This is a genomic window from Maribacter antarcticus DSM 21422, assembly GCF_000621125.1.
Taxonomy (GTDB): Bacteria; Bacteroidota; Bacteroidia; order Flavobacteriales; family Flavobacteriaceae; genus Maribacter; species Maribacter antarcticus.
On sequence record NZ_JHZC01000020.1, the window covers coordinates 1 to 15199 of the forward strand.

Consider the following 15199-nt stretch of genomic DNA (forward strand, 5'->3'; position numbering starts at 1 on the left):
AACGGTTAGTATATGAAAAGTAGGCGATTACAAAGCACGAAACTTTCGTTTAAGCACAAAGTTTGATACGAACCAAAACCTTTGATTTTAGTACTAATTCGCCTATTTTTTATATACATTGTTGTAGGCCGTGTATTTATTTTGTGTTAGTTGAATCCTCGGCAACAGGAGTAATAGTTGCAAATTCATTAGAGTATGTTACTTTCCACGAATCATCAATCTTTTTAAAAACTAATGTTGCTGCAAATGGATCTATTTTGAACTGCTGCTTGTCTTTAAATGTTGCATGTCCTGTTCCAATATAAGTCATAATGACATTCTTTTTGTCAATATATGTAAATAGAATGTTGGTTTCATTGTACTTTTGATGGGCCACTGCACCAAAATATTCTTTATTTGATTTTATATAACCAGTATAATCAGCAACTACTCCATTGCTAATGGCAATAAATTCAGGACTGTTTAAGTAAGGTTCGGTTGCCTTTTCAAAATTTCCAGCTTCACTATTCTCAATAATTTGATTAATTACTACTTCAACCTCCGTTTTAATAGTTGCTTTATCTTGGTCACTTAACACTTCTATTTTTTTTGTATCACACGATGCAAGTAATAAAGTTGCTAGAGTCAGGATTGTCAGAGTTAATTTTTTCATTATTGTGAATTTTTATGGTTAATATAAATGGTTTTAAATGGCCTACAACGGTGGGTATAAGGTTAGTACGCCTATCAAAAAAGTTTTAAATAAAAGTACTGACCATCATAGCGTATTAACTTTATATAATGTTGTACGCTTTTAAAATTGCGATTATGATACACTTAATTAATTTTTTATTTAAAGTAATAGCAACAATTATTTCTGTACCAGTAAGTGTTTGCTTAATAGTAATAGCAATAATGTTATGGGATAAAAAATATATAGATATAGCCTCTGTTGTACAGAACGAATATATATGGAACGCAAAAAACTAAGTAATTTTTATTGCTTACAACGTACAGATATACGTATGAATACGGTTATTTCCATTTTATTAGTAGGACTAATCTAGTGGATTTCGTATTATTCTGCATTGTATCAACATGGAAGATCTAAAGGGCTTATTTCACCAACTATTGTTTTTTCAGCGCATTATAAATAAGTGCATTTTGTAATCCTGCTGCAACTAATAATACACCAAATAGATATGTGTAATTTTCTGTATCACTGTAGAGATATGAAGCGAAAAGAATTACAACAGCCCATATTATAGCACTTATAATCAGTATATTTTTCATTTTTGAATTTATTTGATTGAGATTACTTATAGTTTAGTATTCAATTACCTACAACATGTTTGTGTAAGTTTAGTTATAACTTTAAATAATGAAGTTAATAAATAGATCACAAATAGAAAGTCCGTTTGGACTTTCGTAAGTAGGCTAGAAGCAAGCATTTAAATTTACACGGTGTTCTATGGCGTTTTTTATTTCAAAGGATAAAATTCCTCTGAAGTTTTATAGGTTATTTTTCCATCTTTTTTACTCAAAAGAAATGTTCCACCCCAAATTATTTCGGGATAGTATAATAATTGTTTTGTCATATCTCTTATAACAAGCGGTGCTTTCGTGTCTAGTAGCGACATCATTTCAATTGCTTTACTTATTGAAAACCATTGAGCATCTTTTTTGTTTTCGGGTACTTTCAGTTCTCCATCGACGATATTACAACTAAAATGTTGTCTAAATTGTGAAATCGGCTTGTAGTCAGACATAAACATAAATATTCCAGCAATTTTAGGGCTATTTATTTTCACTCCATATTCAGACGCTAAATTCATAAGTCCATCTTTTATAGTTGTTTGAGAATTGTGTCTTAATGCAGGCGTCATCCATCCGAAATCATTTTTTTCCAATAAAACTTCTCCTTTTTGATTGTAGATTAATAATCTTTGAATTGTATAACTATCATTTCCTGTTTCTTGAGCAAATGATTTTAGTCCAAAAAGGATGATAAATGACAGCAAAATTAATTTTTTCATAAATATTATTTATTTTAATCACGGTTTTTCTTAAATGACTTAGAACGTTCAAGCTATAAGTAGTGCGGGAGCAGAGAAGCAATTCCCATTCTGTCATAGCCCTTAGCAAAATCTTTTTGTTTTAATTTATTTTTTTGTCTAAAGTAAAATCCTAAAGATTTTGCGACTTCATAAAAATGCACAAACCTTTCGATTTAGCACCTTAGCCCACATTGCCTATAGGTTCTGTTGGCAACAGTATTTTTACGTTCGTACTTTAAAGTATATTTTTTAAATCCTGTTTTCCAACAATCGCGATTATATCAACGGTATCACTATTTATTTTGTAGTAAATGCTGTCCGAACCACAAACACATCGGCGGTATCCTTCTTTTATATGCTCGACCGATTCAAATGAAAACGGTCTTTTAGCTATTATGTCAAAATATTCAAAAAATGTTTCGAAATATTTGTCCGCTTGTTGCATTCCAAATTTTTTGGCTCCGTACCGATGAATACGAATAAGGTCGTCTTTAGCGTCGTTGCTTATTCTATACTTAATCATTTAGTATAGACTTGGATTGCGCTAAGATTTGCTCCTTGCTATCCTTGCTAAATCCGCTATCTTCAGCTTTCTCCAATTTAGTTTTAATCCAGTCAATTTCGATTTGTTGGCTTCTTGCTTGACGAATTAAGTCATTAACGAGTTCGCTTTTACTCGAGTATTCTTGATTGTCTACTTGTGTTTTTAACCATTCATCATTTGGTACCGTAAACGATATGCTTTGTCTAGCCATAATAAATATATTTTGATGCTAAATTACACCAAATACGAACCAATTCCAAATTTTGCGATATTGTTGCCAACGGTGTTGTGCAGGATTAGTTGCTGTGTTTAAGCACTAAGGTTAATAAATATTTCACAGATAGAAAGTCAGCGAGGACCTTTCTAAATAGGCCAGAACCAAAGTAATTAATTTTGTACGGTGTTGGCATTAGTTCTTTAAATAATTTTCTTTCAATTTTCTTATCATTAATTTAGAAGTACTACTGCTAGGATGTAACTTTATAGCTGCTTGGTAATTTTTTAGGGCACTATTAAAATCTTCTTTATGAAAATATGCTTCTCCTAAACTATCAAAAGAATTTGCAGATTTTGGAAAAAGTTCTGTATTTAATTTAAATATTTCTATAGCAAGGTCTAAATTTCTTTTTTGAATTAATGAGTAGCCTAAATTATTTAAATTAGACTCATTAGCATCATAATTTTCATTTTTAAGTTTATTTAAACTTAAGGGAATTAAATTTTCTTTGGTTATACTTTGTAGTTCATTTTCTAAAAAGAAACTTAAAGGTTTTTTAGGTTTGTTTTTAGATTTTTCAAAAAAGATAGATGTTCCTCTTAATACACCTAGCCCTTTATTTGTGAATATTAGGGTTTCATTAGTTCTTTCAGAAAAATAAGTATTCGTTTTTATATAACTTAAAGGAGTGTAGTTTCCATCATTTTTAATAAATAATTGACTTTTTTCAACTATGATAATTTTATCATTAGATAAATTAGAAGTATAAATACCTTCAAATTTTTTGATGTTTACATTATTACTTATATTCAAATATTCTGAGTTTAAAATAATTGAAGCCATTTTCATAGGTGCTTGATAAGATAAATTTCTATCGTATTTACAGTATCCACAATTACGAAGATGAGCAATGAATAAATCTTCTTTTGGAAAATAAATAACTACAGCACCATATCCCCAAGTAAGTCCATTATGAATAATATACGGATTTCCGTTTAAGTTTCCTAAAAACCAACCCAGTCCATTTCTACCAATGATTCCATCGTTAAATTTAATTGGTATTAAAGCTTTATTTATAGAAGACTTGTTGAGTATTTCATAATTAATTATTGCCTTGTACCAAGTATATAAGTCATCTACAGAAGACATTAATCCACCAAATGAATAATGTGAAATATCATCTTTTTCTTGTTGTTTTATTTCATAAGGAGCATTATTAAAAGAATCATAACCCGTAGCTCTATTTTTTATTACTTTTTTAAAACTTTCTAATTGAGTGTCTTTCATTTTTAAAGGAGTAAAGAAAGTACTATTTAAATACTCATCGTATTTTTGCTTGGTTACTTTTTCAATTATATAACCTAATAATCCGTAGGCTTCATTGCTATAATCATATTTTTCTCCAGGTTTGAATTTAAGTTCTTTGTTAGCAAAATGATTAGAAATAGAGTGACTATCGCCTTCTTTTATTTCTTTTTCAAGCTCTCCTCGATCGTGTAAACTGAAATAAGGCAGTCCAGAGGTATGAGACACTAAGTGTTTTATTAATATTGTATTTCCATTTGGAAAATCTTCAATAAACTTTGATAAAGGGTCTTCTAATGATATTTTACCCTCTTCAACCAATTTTAGAATAGCCATAGCTGTAAAAGGTTTGGTAACAGAAGCTATTCCCATTACATTTTCTGATTTCATTGGGATATCTAATTCAAGATTAGCTTTTCCAAAGGCTTTCTTATAAAGGATTTTTCCTTTTTGAGCAATTAAAAAAGTGCCTCCAGGTTCATCTTTAGGAAAAAAAGATAATAAGTTATCTATTTCTGATTCTTTAAACGTTGAAGAGCTTGAAGATTTTTCTTGAGAACAGCCTAGTTGTGTAAAAAAGACTAAAAGTAATAACGTATTAAAAATTTTCATAATTGTAAATAATGATTTAATTAGACCACAAAAAACAGGTATAAAAGTGAATTATACGTTCGAATAATTTATTCGAACTCTTTTTATGAATTTTTTTTTCTAAAAATAGTAGGTGTTACTCCTGTGTTTTTTTTGAAGATGGTATTGAACGAAGATTTTGAATTGAATCCTACTTTATATAGAATCTCTAATATGGTAAGATTTGAAGAACCTTTATCTTTTAATATTTCTTTAGCTTTACTTATTCGATGATCACTAGTAAACTCGTAGAAGTTCTTACCAAATTGAGTGTTTATTAAAATTGACAACTCTCTTTCATTCATTCCTAGTTGACTGGCTAAGTCTTTAATGGTAAATTCAGGATTCAAAAAGGGCTCTTTTTGAATCATAAATTCCTCAATTTTTACTTTTTGAGTATTTAAAAGTTCTATTTCTTTAATAGATTTTTCATTTATTAAAACAGATGCTAATTTCAGTTTTGAAGAGATTCCTTTAAATAATTCTGGAGCATACAGTGCTTTTAGAACTAGCCAACACGAAAAGCCTAGCATTATCAAGGAACTTATTAGCCTTAAAGAAGTGATATACCCAAAATGATTACCAAATCTATATATGTTTTTTACTAAGGCAGAAATAAACAATACTAAACAAATAATATTCATTTGAAATAACCATTTGTAGTTTTTACTGTGTTTTTTTGAAAAGTTTTCGAGCACAATTTTTTTATACTTTACAAGTAAAATAAAGGTAATTATTATATAAAAAATACTTTGTAAATGAGCTAAAGTGTACGAAAATTTACCCTGAAAAGTATGTGTATAATTATTGTAAAATGATAACTGCTCACTTGTATTAGCTAAATAGAAATCTGGAAGTAAAGCTAAAGTGCTTACAATAAATGGACTAAAACAAATAAGATGGTTTGAGGTAAGTTTAAAATCTGAATAAACTATTGAAAGTGTAAATAAAAATAATAAAGGAGATTGAAAAAAACTACCAATATCCATTCTTAGAATATCAACAAGTGGGCTTAAACTGATAGAACTAAAAGTTGAAGGGATAATATCGATTGCTCTAACAATTAAAAAAAGCGAGACTAAAATATTACCTATTTTATTTTCTGATTTTACCGTAATTAAGAAAAACGCGAAGAAAAGCGATGTGAAAATCAATAGAATATTTGAGTAGTGAAGTAATACGTCGCTATTCATTAATAAGTTTTTTCATAAATTTTTGAGAATCATATTCCAATGTTCTAGGTTTTTTAATTACTGCTAACGGCTAAGGTATGGGTAGTGCGGGAGCAGAGCAGTACGCATCTTCCGTACTTTACACTTAGCTAAAGCATTTTTTTTGTGTTTATTTTTTTGTTTTAAATGCCAAATCAAACTGTTTTGGCGTACCTCCTAAAAATACGCAAACCTTTTGATATTGACCAAGCCCCGCATTACGTATAGGTCTTGTTAGCGGTTTTATGTAACCCGAACCAAACGCTAAAAGACAAGCTATTCCTATATTACCCTTAGATTTTGCCGCTTTTAACATGCAGCGTTACACCTAAGCAGACATGAAAAATTAAGAGGTATAGAACGTTTAAAAATACCGGCAAGCCACAAGTCCGTCTGGATATTGATTACGCAACACTTGCGTTGTGGCGGCAAAAGGGAAGACCCCGAAAGTTGCGCTATTTTTAAAGCCTAGGCCACACTTAAAAGAGAAACCAATGAAACTGGTACCGTAGATTTTATGTTGCTCTGATAAACGTTCTGTTTGCGAAATGAGTAGGTCTTTTATAGGGTAAGCAGCAAAAAAGGGAAAGCCCCGAAGATTATCTTACTTCTTACCACATATTACCGCTAACGGTCTTGTGTATGGTTAGTTGCGTTGGCTAGCAAATAAATTAGTAGAAGAAAACGAACCAGAGAAAATTCCGAAGGAATTTTTCAAGTAGGTGAAAACCTAACAATTAAATATACACGTTGTTAGCAACTGGGTTTTCTTTCGGTTGCCTATATAGTCTAATTGCTGTATAAGTAATCCATAAGAAATAAAATAAGAATGTAATTCTTTGTCCAAGAGCAGGCATATTTGGAAATATAAACACCCAAGCTCCGAATACAATCGTTAAATAAGTAAAAATTAAAGTCGGTGTTTTTGCGTTTTTCCAGTATTCCGTTTTACTCATCACTTTGGGATAGGTAAAAGCACCAATTAAAAAGAAAATGTAACTGCCGAAACTACCAAGTGTGTGCAAAAGCATTGTGGTTGATTGTCGGTTGTTAAAATCGCCTGGAAATATTCCCGATATAGCCATAAATACACCACTCAATAAAATACCATAAAGAGGTAATTTGCTTGATTTTGTGACAGCAATATTTTTATAAAGTCCAATCGCATAAATAGCAATTAAAATTCCAGTAAGAATATAGCCGAAAGAATTCCACAACCATTTATTCGACGCATCGAGCGAACCAAGCTCACTAATAGCTTTTGTAAACATTGAATATTCTGGACGAATTGATGACATAATTAAATAGGTAGTCAAAAACACTATAGGTGTTACAATTCCGATTACTCCATAAGATTTGTATGTCATTTTGATTTTTGTGTTGAAAGGTATTGATAATAACAGTTCCTAAATTTGATTTAAATCAAAAAGTGCCTTTTGTCGACCTAACTCTACTTAATGTTTCTTGTGTCATTCCTAAATGGGATGCCAACATTCCAAGTGGCACTCGTAGCAATATATTTTTTGAGGATTGTTCAAAGAATTGGTAGCGTTCTTTTGCAGAGTTAAACTGAAGTGAGATGATACGTTCTGATTGTTCCAAAAAGAGTTTTGAAATCAGCATTCTCCCAAACCTTTCCATTTCGGGAAAATCTTTAAAGCATTCTTCGAGGTCGGCTAAGGAAATTTTCACGAGTTCTGTTTCTTCTAAAGTTTGAATATGAAAATAGTCGGGAATGTTTTGAAGAAAGCTATAAATCGAAGTTATCCATTCATTTTCTGCTGAAAAGTTGTCTGTAATTTCTTTGTCTCCTTTTTTATAGTAAATTCTTGTAAGTCCTTTATTTATAAAATAGGTAGTTGAACAAATTCTTTGAGGTTTATGAAGAAAATGATTTTTGGGAAAAATCTCAATAGCACAAATTGATTCAAGACGAATTTTCAGCTCGTTTGAAACAGGGATAAAATTGATAATATGGTTTATTAAACTTTCGATAAGGTTCTTTTGTTTTTCAGCCTTGTTGCTACCGTTTAATGTAAAAAGTTGTTTTAATACTTTTCACATAATGTTAACTATAGCTTTTCAAGTAAATAAAAGTATGCTTCAAATTTATGATGTTGCCATATTTCACCTTCATTATTAGGGAAGACCTTGTAATATTCTTTATCTGCAAATAAAACCACTGTTTTTCCAACTCGCACATAATTTGTGCTTTCTTGGAAAGTTGGTGATTTAAAATCGGGGAAGTAATTTTGAATTTGTTTAGCCATATGCTGTCCAAGATTTTTATTAAATTTATTTTGGGCTTTTTTAGTTGGCTTGTCCAGTTGATTATAAACGTGTTTAAGTATAATGTTTTTTGGAAACGAAGTTTTTTTAAGGGCTTCATCTACATATTTAAAAGGATTTAGCGTATTGTAATCATTTGTTGTTTGAATAGAAAATGGACCTTCAGGAACCCAGTCAGCAGAATTAACAACATTAAAAGCCCATCCTTTTTGTGTCAAGGCTTCATATTCATATGCATAATATAGGTTACCTGGTTTTGGTGCGGCACTTGCGTAAGTTTTGATTGTCAAATTTTTATATCTGATGTCTCGTGCTTTTAAATCGTATAGCATAGAAGTCAGCAAATAAGAAATAGCACCTCCTTGACTATGCCCAATGATGTAAAAGTCATTAATACCTTTGCTTAGGCTGGAGTCAATTTTTGGTAAAATATCTTGAAATAAACACAAAGACCCAATAAGCCAACCTGCATGTACAGAAGCTCTATTGTTATTGCTTAGGTGATATTTGTAAATCTGGTTATCGCTAAGGTGTATTATTCCTGATGCAGGAAGCATTGCTGCAAAGAAGTTTTCTATCCAACTCTCTGTTTTTAACGTTGTTCCCCGAATACTTATTGCTGCTATCGAATCTGGTGATGTCCATAGTTCCCATCTATTATCTAAACCTAAGACTTGAGATATATAAATCCTATTGAATTTCTCAGGAGCAGGTAGCTCTTTGTTGTAGAGAGAATCACTTTGTCTTGTAGATATTTTTAATAACTCAGCATATTCTATTTTAGAAAATCCAGGCTCTATTTTAGAAACTTGACTGCCCCCCTTGAAATTGATTAGGAGTAAAAGTATTGTTAGGAATATAATTCTCATAATTATAGTTAACGTTTTAGTTATGAACAGTTCGGGAGCAACTAGCGATTGCTTTCCGACGAGCATTTAGCGAAATCTTTTTATTTTGCTCTGCTGCTCGACATGCCTTAGCCATTTGTAAAGACCCAAACCCGTATTGTTTATAGGATTTGTTGGCAAATCGTTTTTCTAAGCTGTACCTTTCAAGTCTATTTATTGAGTGTTCACTACGCTTTATTAAAAGCAATTTTTTAATCCTCAATTAATTCAAGCAGAACGTTTCCATTGTTATCCAAATTAAGGCTATACGTATAGCTGCCATTTTCAAGAGGCGTTTCTCCAACAAAATCATAGGGCTGCAATCTATATTGTACTTCGTCAGCAGTCAATTCGATGTATGCGTACCTGTAAGACAATTCATATTCTTTATACTCTGAAAATTCTCCGGGATTTAGCGGTAAATAGTCCACACCTCCAACCTCTATGTTTTCATAGTTGAAGCTACTTTCGTTAAATAATCTGATATTTACATTAGTGTTCTCATCTACAACATTATCATCGTCGCGAGAACAACCTGTCACTGCTATAATAATTAGTAGAAGTCCTAAAAATGTTTTCATCAGAATACGTTTTGTACTTAATATAGCATTAATTTTAATAGGTTGCGTTATAATGTTTGCCAACGTGTTTATATATGATTTTTTACGTTGATTAAATAACTAATTTAGTAAATACAAACTGAATAGAAAATCCGCGAGGATTTTCGTAAGTAGCGTAGAACTAGCAATTAATTATACATGGTGTTACCAAACGTATATTGAGTTAGTATCAAAATTATGTTTGCTAAATTTATTGTTACTTCTTAAAATATGCCATTTTTAACTTGCTGATAATTTCAGTGCTTACCCAATAAAGATTTGATAATCCACCTTCTTCGTTATATCGGCTAAAAAATAAATATTTGCCATCTGGAGTGACACTCGGAACTGCTTCACCAAAGTTAGAATTTACTGTATTTCCTAGGTTAATTGGTTTTGACCATGTTCCATCTTTTTCCTTAAAATAAACATAAATATCGCTACCTCTTTTTTTATCTTCTTTGTTTTGAGCTTGTACCAATAAATAATCTTGAGATGAGGAAATAAAAGCGTGAGATCCAATTTCAACTTCAACCTCCTGCACTTCTGGAAACCCACCATTTTTACGGGATGAAGAATACATTTTTCGTTTTGAAATGTTGTCATAAAAAACGTCGCCGTTTTTCGCTTGCGTCAAATACATCACATTATCGTCATTTATTGGTGAATCAAGTTTTATTGCGTTGCTCCACCCATTGCCCAAACGATCTACATACCATATTTCCTCATCCTTATAGTCAGAGCTATACCCAGTAAAATAAATTCTTTTACCGTCAGCCTTGAAGAATGGTTCCATTTCTGCATCTTTTTGTCCTTTGGTAAAATTCGCTTTTTGAATCGTTTTCCAATTTTTATCTTCGATTTTTGAAAAATAGATATCAGCAGTTTCACCTTTTTTATTTGCTGAAAAATACATTTCATCTAAATCAGGGGAAAACGAAATACCGTAGTCATATCTTCCATTGACAGAAACAATGCCTGGAGCAAAAATTTCAGCAGTTAAACCTGGTGTCTTCTGTCCAAAATAAGGGTTTTCTATCGTTGGTGAATCACTGTCTTTTGATTTCTGATTTTTAGTATTACAGGCACTTAAAAATACTGAGCATACAAGTATTAAAATAAAATATACTTTTTTCATTGTTCGAACTTTTTAATTGTTAGCAGAATAATAATAAATGCATAACCACAATTATTTACAGTATGTTGTTACTAATAAAATACTAAAAACATTATTTTTTTTACGGATAACCTCATTTGAAAGTAGTATTAAATAATTCTCTATTTTAGTTAATATGTTTGGTAACGGTCTCGGATATGGGTAGTTGCGTGTGTTAGTAGTTAATTTTGCAACTACACACCAAGTTGAAAACCACGAGGATTTTCAGAAGTAGGCGAGAACAAGCAATTACTTATAGCCATTGTTGGCAACTGGTTTTTTTAGTTAGTATTATTTAAAGATTAATCGGGTCTTTCAGGAATATAAACAACATCAACTTCTACATTATTTCCATATTTTACTATGATAGAACATAATACAGAAACACTTTCACCATTGTGGGTAGCAGGTTTCATCAAAGGCATTTTTCTAAGTAATCTTAAGATTTCTGCCTGAACGGTTACTTCTGAATCTCTCACTTTCATGCCAGTTAAATTTCCGTTTTCGTTGATTATAAAAAATACTTCTACCTGTTTTGGTTCTGAAAGATTTAAATCTTTAGATACACTCAAGTTAAACTCTTGCTTAATAAATGTTGATACTTTATTATTAAAACATTCTCTTGTTTCTTCTATTGAGAGTTCTTCACAACCATTATACACTGGCGCCATTTCTACATCTTTTAATATCATACTATTATCAGTAGTATAAGTTGCTAAACCGTCATCATGCGACACAATGCTACATAAACTTAATAAAGCCTGTTCCTCTACTTTTGTCATATTTCCTTGTGCCATCACTTGTTCCTGTACAGCATTTATTTTCGTTATTAAATCACTTTCTGTGTTTTTTAACGAGTTGGATTCTTCCTTACAAGAAAAGCATAATAGAACAATAAAAGTGGTTGAAACGACCAATAAATTTTTAAGTTCAAATTTTATTTTACGATTAAATTTGTATTTCATAAGTTTTGATTTTTTTTGCTTGTTGCTAATGGTCTTGTATATGAAACGTAGTGCCGTTAAAAAGCAGTTTTGTTTCGAATTAAATACAAGCCGAATTTTTAAATTTTACGTATTATTTTATTCTTGGTAATTTGTCAAATTTAAAAATTTGGCGACTTCACAAAAATATACGAACCTTTGTGTTAGTGATGACTCACACTATGTTTTATATACGGTGTTAGCATTAATTTTGCTATTGAGTGTAATATTTCTTGTCTAAAATCTTCATCATAGTCACAATTTGCTAATAAAACTAATCCAATATTTTCTTCCGGTATCATTATTAAATAGCTTCTAAATCCTTTATCTCCACCATAGTGTCCAATTATTTTTTTTGAATTAATTTCACTTAACTGAAAACCCAAACCTATATATGGATTTGAAAGAAAAGTAGGCTCAATCATTGTCGGAAATTTATTATTGAAGTCTGAATCGTCTAAAGTTTTAAGAAAAGAAATCATCCATTTACTTAAATCTTTTGAAGAAGAATTTAATGTACTGCTTGGTGCATGCTCTCTCGTATATGGATAGGTTTTTCTTTCATATATATTTTTTGTAATCCAACTTTTAGAATGTGGAGATGTCTTTAAAGAATCGTGTATTTTGAAATATCTGAAATCACTACTGTACATTCCACTTTTATTCAAAATATTTTCTTTCATAAAATCATCAAAATTAGCACCAGAGACTTTTTCTATGACATAGCCTAAAATATCATACCCCAAATTGCTGTATTCATATTTGGTAGAAGGGTCAGAATCAAGTTTAAGGTTAAGTTTTAAAACAAATTCCTTAAGACTATTATCTGATTGATTATTATTACCCCAATGATAGTTACTAATATCAGGTAATCCAGAAGTGTGATTCAAAAGAGTCTTTATTGTAATATCTTCTACTCTTTTATCATCGTATTTTAACTCAGGAAGTATCTCAATCAATTTGTCATTAATTTTTATCACATTTTGTGCTATAAGCTTCATGGTTGCTTCAGCCGTAAATAACTTGCTAATTGAGGCAGTATGAAATATGGTATTTTCTGTAACTAAATCCCCCGTTTTAATGCTTCTAATACCATAACCTTTAGTATAAATTATGGAATCATTTCTGATTAATCCAATGGAAAGTCCAGGGATATTATACTGGTTCATTTTGTTAATGACAATTGAATTTACTTTTCCTCTAAAACTGATAATAGTCTTACTAACTTCAATATTTTGCTTAAACTTATTATTAGAACAAGATTGTAATATGGTCAGGGATAAAATAATTACTATTGGTACTATTTTGTTCATCTATTCTTTTTTGTTCGTTTAATTAATGCTAACCTGTTTGTGTATGCTTTTTTGCGTTGATTAAACAACTAGTTTAGTGAATACAGACTGAATAGAAAATCCGCGAGGATTTTCGTAAGTAGCGTAGAACTAGCAATTAATTATACACGGTGTTGGCATTTCGTTGGTTTTTCAGAAATTATATTATTTTGTAAAATCCTCATTGATTGAGTAATTCCGCATTTTTTAAAAAACCGCACACTATTTGTTTTTTAAAAATTTTCTCAAGTCCAATTTTTAAAGAAAATTCAAATTGTAGTTATCAAAACAAACAGCTAATGAAATAGCACCATTTATTGTAAACAGATTCCTTTTACTAACTAGTTTATTCCGATGACTAAAAATACTGCTTGCACAATAAAAAATGGTATGGTTAACATTTTTCTAAAAATCTAATTAATGCAAAAACTCTTGGAAGAGTTATTCAATCCAATACCCTTCGAGCATCACTTTATAGATGGTTTGCGAATTTTTTATAGCATCTAGCGGGTTTTTATCAAGTATCAAGAAACTAGCAATTTTTCCTTCTTTAATACTTCCAATTTTATCTTCCATTTTTAAAAATTTAGCAGGAGCAATAGTTGCAGAACGAAGAACTTCTGCATTGGTCATACCCGCTTCCGACATAAATACTAACTCCTTGTGAGCACTATATCCAGGAATAATTGAAGGGTTTCCGGCATCTGACCCCATGAGTATGTTGACACCTGCCTTATACATTGTCGTGAAATTTTTAATATTATTCTCTTTATGCAAATCTATATCAATACCGTAACTGCGAACCATCATTTGTCTTACTGGCCAGTTTTCAAGGCTGCGATTAGTTCTCTCTGAACTATATTGCATCATAAAAGGGTCTTCTAAAATTTTTGCAGAGCTAATGTATTGAAAGATATATGCTACAGAAAGGGTAGGTGTATAAGAGATAGAATCCCTTATCATTTTTTCTAAGAAAGGCTCAGCACCTGTTAGTAACTGATCTTCTATGGTATGAGCAATAACATCTGCGCCTGCATTAACAGCATCTTGTAAGTCAGCTTTACGGGTTACATGAGCAAAAACGGGTAGCTTGTATTGTGATGCTTTCTGTATGATTTTCCCTGTCAATTTATTTGATAATCGTGGTTCTTCTGAAGCACCTCCTAAACCAGATTCTACCATGACTTTTACACCATTTAGGCCAAGCTCTTGCTTTTTAGAAAATATAACATCCAAATCAGTTTCCTCTGTAATAGTAAATATGCCTTGTTCATTAAGATGTATTTCATCTTCTGATAAGCCTGTCATACTAGATACAAATGGAATGGGATAACCACCTGGTGCCGTTAGGATACTTCCAGTTGCTAAAATCATCGGGGCTACGATTTCATGCTTTTGTTGTTTTTGTATAAGTTCTGCCGTGATTTCTTGATTAAATCCGTGTCCGCCTAAAGTAAAAATTGTGCTTACACCATATCGCGCAAACTGCTCCAATGCCATTGGCCGTGTAGTTTTGTCTGGTGGTATCAACCCACCACTATTCAAATGGGTGTGCATATCTATCATTCCAGGCATGAGGTAACGGTTTTTAGCATCTATAACTTTATAGATTGTTTTTAAGCTATCAGAAACTTGACCTTCAAAAATCTGCTTAAAAACACCATTCTGTATAATTAGGTGTTTATTTTTAAGGACTACACCAGCTTCAACATCAATAATATTTGCGTTGGTTATCAAATAACTATTACTTTTATTAGGACTATAAACTTCTGAAGGTTTTAGTTTTAGAACATGTTCTTCTGTATTATGGAACCAAAATAAATAACTCGTTACACCAATTAGTAAAAGTATACCTACTCCAATACCAATAAACTTTAAGACTATTTTCATATGTTTTAGTTCTTCATTTCAAGTGTTTTGTCGCTTTAGTTATTTAGATGCATAAACTTTTTTCAATGGCGATTGAGTGAGCAATTCAAAATCTTAATAATTACAAAAATATTCATACCAA

Annotated in this window: 15 protein-coding genes; all 15 read right to left on the reverse strand. The window is 31.0% G+C overall.

What is annotated here, in order from left to right; genetic code table 11:
• Positions 1–136: 136 nt before the first annotated feature.
• On the reverse strand, positions 137–652 hold the full coding sequence (locus Q360_RS0114885) for a nuclear transport factor 2 family protein (protein WP_027076425.1): 516 nt from the start codon (positions 650–652) through the stop codon (positions 137–139).
• Positions 653–1107: 455 nt separating this feature from the next.
• Complete coding sequence (locus Q360_RS26170) at positions 1108–1272, reverse strand: hypothetical protein (protein ID WP_169734659.1); 165 nt, start codon at positions 1270–1272, stop codon at positions 1108–1110.
• 188 nt (positions 1273–1460) lie between these two features.
• Positions 1461–2015, reverse strand: a complete 555-nt coding sequence (locus tag Q360_RS0114900; RefSeq protein WP_027077790.1) for an NUDIX hydrolase — start codon at positions 2013–2015, stop codon at positions 1461–1463.
• 256 nt (positions 2016–2271) lie between these two features.
• Complete coding sequence (locus tag Q360_RS0114905; RefSeq protein ID WP_027077791.1) at positions 2272–2559, reverse strand: type II toxin-antitoxin system RelE/ParE family toxin; 288 nt, start codon at positions 2557–2559, stop codon at positions 2272–2274.
• Positions 2552–2791: a ribbon-helix-helix domain-containing protein gene (locus Q360_RS0114910; RefSeq protein WP_027077792.1), complete on the reverse strand. Its 240-nt coding sequence runs from the start codon at positions 2789–2791 to the stop codon at positions 2552–2554. The genes Q360_RS0114905 and Q360_RS0114910 overlap by 8 nt, the downstream gene beginning before the upstream one ends.
• 198 nt (positions 2792–2989) lie before the next feature.
• Positions 2990–4714, reverse strand: coding sequence for a serine hydrolase (locus Q360_RS0114915; RefSeq protein WP_027077793.1), 1725 nt, complete (start codon positions 4712–4714; stop codon positions 2990–2992).
• 83 nt (positions 4715–4797) lie between these two features.
• Positions 4798–5925: a helix-turn-helix domain-containing protein gene (locus tag Q360_RS0114920; RefSeq protein WP_036196117.1), complete on the reverse strand. Its 1128-nt coding sequence runs from the start codon at positions 5923–5925 to the stop codon at positions 4798–4800.
• A 755-nt stretch (positions 5926–6680) separates the two neighbouring features.
• Positions 6681–7310, reverse strand: coding sequence for a DUF998 domain-containing protein (locus Q360_RS0114930; RefSeq protein WP_084273464.1), 630 nt, complete (start codon positions 7308–7310; stop codon positions 6681–6683).
• 55 nt (positions 7311–7365) lie between these two features.
• Positions 7366–7584 (reverse strand): cyclic nucleotide-binding domain-containing protein, encoded by a 219-nt coding sequence (locus tag Q360_RS24800; protein ID WP_156950131.1) that lies wholly within the window; start codon positions 7582–7584, stop codon positions 7366–7368.
• A 431-nt stretch (positions 7585–8015) separates the two neighbouring features.
• The gene (locus Q360_RS0114940; protein WP_036196131.1) at positions 8016–9101 is read right to left on the reverse strand and encodes a lipase family protein; all 1086 of its coding nucleotides are present in this window, start codon (positions 9099–9101) and stop codon (positions 8016–8018) included.
• Between the two features lie 230 nt (positions 9102–9331).
• Positions 9332–9700 carry a hypothetical protein gene (locus Q360_RS0114945; RefSeq protein WP_156950133.1) on the reverse strand — a complete coding sequence of 123 codons (369 nt, stop codon included), beginning with the start codon at positions 9698–9700 and terminating at the stop codon, positions 9332–9334.
• Between the two features lie 235 nt (positions 9701–9935).
• The gene (locus tag Q360_RS0114950) at positions 9936–10856 is read right to left on the reverse strand and encodes a TolB family protein (protein WP_027077799.1); all 921 of its coding nucleotides are present in this window, start codon (positions 10854–10856) and stop codon (positions 9936–9938) included.
• A 320-nt stretch (positions 10857–11176) separates the two neighbouring features.
• Positions 11177–11839, reverse strand: a complete 663-nt coding sequence (locus tag Q360_RS0114955) for a hypothetical protein (protein ID WP_051554748.1) — start codon at positions 11837–11839, stop codon at positions 11177–11179.
• Positions 11840–12021: 182 nt separating this feature from the next.
• Entirely contained in the window at positions 12022–13170 is a 1149-nt protein-coding gene (locus Q360_RS0114960) for a serine hydrolase domain-containing protein (RefSeq protein ID WP_027077801.1), read from the reverse strand.
• 459 nt (positions 13171–13629) lie between these two features.
• Positions 13630–15078 (reverse strand): amidohydrolase family protein, encoded by a 1449-nt coding sequence (locus Q360_RS0114965; protein WP_027077802.1) that lies wholly within the window; start codon positions 15076–15078, stop codon positions 13630–13632.
• Between the last annotated feature and the right edge of the window lie 121 nt (positions 15079–15199).

Excerpts from the sequence above, each read along its gene's own strand:
- Q360_RS0114945 (WP_156950133.1), bottom strand. The coding sequence starts at position 9,700 with ATGAAAACATTTTTAGGACTTCTACTAATTATTATAGCAGTGACAGGT.
- Q360_RS0114965 (WP_027077802.1), bottom strand. The coding sequence starts at position 15,078 with ATGAAAATAGTCTTAAAGTTTATTGGTATTGGAGTAGGTATACTTTTA.
- Q360_RS0114905 (WP_027077791.1), bottom strand. The coding sequence starts at position 2,559 with ATGATTAAGTATAGAATAAGCAACGACGCTAAAGACGACCTTATTCGT.
- Q360_RS0114900 (WP_027077790.1), bottom strand. The coding sequence starts at position 2,015 with ATGAAAAAATTAATTTTGCTGTCATTTATCATCCTTTTTGGACTAAAA.
- Q360_RS0114920 (WP_036196117.1), bottom strand. The coding sequence starts at position 5,925 with ATGAATAGCGACGTATTACTTCACTACTCAAATATTCTATTGATTTTC.
- Q360_RS0114930 (WP_084273464.1), bottom strand. The coding sequence starts at position 7,310 with ATGACATACAAATCTTATGGAGTAATCGGAATTGTAACACCTATAGTG.
- Q360_RS24800 (WP_156950131.1), bottom strand. The coding sequence starts at position 7,584 with ATGGAAAGGTTTGGGAGAATGCTGATTTCAAAACTCTTTTTGGAACAA.
- Q360_RS0114885 (WP_027076425.1), bottom strand. The coding sequence starts at position 652 with ATGAAAAAATTAACTCTGACAATCCTGACTCTAGCAACTTTATTACTT.
- Q360_RS0114950 (WP_027077799.1), bottom strand. The coding sequence starts at position 10,856 with ATGAAAAAAGTATATTTTATTTTAATACTTGTATGCTCAGTATTTTTA.
- Q360_RS0114955 (WP_051554748.1), bottom strand. The coding sequence starts at position 11,839 with ATGAAATACAAATTTAATCGTAAAATAAAATTTGAACTTAAAAATTTA.
- Q360_RS0114915 (WP_027077793.1), bottom strand. The coding sequence starts at position 4,714 with ATGAAAATTTTTAATACGTTATTACTTTTAGTCTTTTTTACACAACTA.
- Q360_RS0114940 (WP_036196131.1), bottom strand. The coding sequence starts at position 9,101 with ATGAGAATTATATTCCTAACAATACTTTTACTCCTAATCAATTTCAAG.
- Q360_RS26170 (WP_169734659.1), bottom strand. The coding sequence starts at position 1,272 with ATGAAAAATATACTGATTATAAGTGCTATAATATGGGCTGTTGTAATT.
- Q360_RS0114910 (WP_027077792.1), bottom strand. The coding sequence starts at position 2,791 with ATGGCTAGACAAAGCATATCGTTTACGGTACCAAATGATGAATGGTTA.
- Q360_RS0114960 (WP_027077801.1), bottom strand. The coding sequence starts at position 13,170 with ATGAACAAAATAGTACCAATAGTAATTATTTTATCCCTGACCATATTA.